Below are 703 nucleotides of genomic sequence, written 5' to 3'. Positions count from 1 at the left end.
CTCGAAGGCCACACTCTCGAGGCTAACCCGGCGGGGAGTACAACTCACACGTCAGGCGAACTCGTGTCACAGGCATCTTCTCAGCTAACATCGCTTAGATTTGAGTACGCAAGGGGAGTACTCCCACGCGGCCCACCCGTCAGTACGGACTCAACGATGTGTCCCGGGAGGCCGGCTCGATTCCCTCTGGGGACAACCGAGTGGAAGAGACCTTGAACTCCGTCCGCCCCCTGCCCTGGAGCTCCCCATGAACATCACTCCCCTGATCTGGATCATCACCATCGGTGTGACGATCGCCTTCTTCGCCTACGAGTTCTTCGCGCACGTGCGCAAGCCTCACGAACCCACCGTCGGTGAATCCGCTCGCTGGTCTGCGTTCTACATCGGGTTGGCCCTGCTCTTCGGCGTGGGCATCGGAGTCGTCTCCGGTTGGAGGTATGGCGGCGAGTACTTTGCCGGATACCTCACCGAAAAGGCGCTCTCGATCGATAACCTGTTTGTCTTCCTGATCGTGATGGCCGCCTTCTCTGTTCCCAAGGCTTACCAGCAGAAGGTGTTGATGTTCGGCATCATCATCGCCCTCATCATGCGCGGTGGCTTCATCGCCGTGGGCGCCGCCCTCATCGAGAACTTCTCCTGGGTCTTCTACCTGTTCGGCGCCCTCCTCTTCGTGCTCGCCTATATGCAGGTGAAGGGCCACAGC

At 59.7% G+C, this 703-nt stretch carries 1 pseudogene; it reads left to right on the top strand.

What is annotated here, in order from left to right:
• Positions 1–247: 247 nt before the first annotated feature.
• Positions 248–703: pseudogene (locus JF66_RS19950) on the top strand (TerC family protein); the annotation flags it as partial.

Origin of the sequence: Cryobacterium sp. MLB-32 (assembly GCF_000738085.1) — a bacterium.
Lineage (GTDB): Bacteria > Actinomycetota > Actinomycetes > Actinomycetales > Microbacteriaceae > Cryobacterium.
This window is presented reverse-complemented; position numbering and strand designations above follow the sequence as displayed.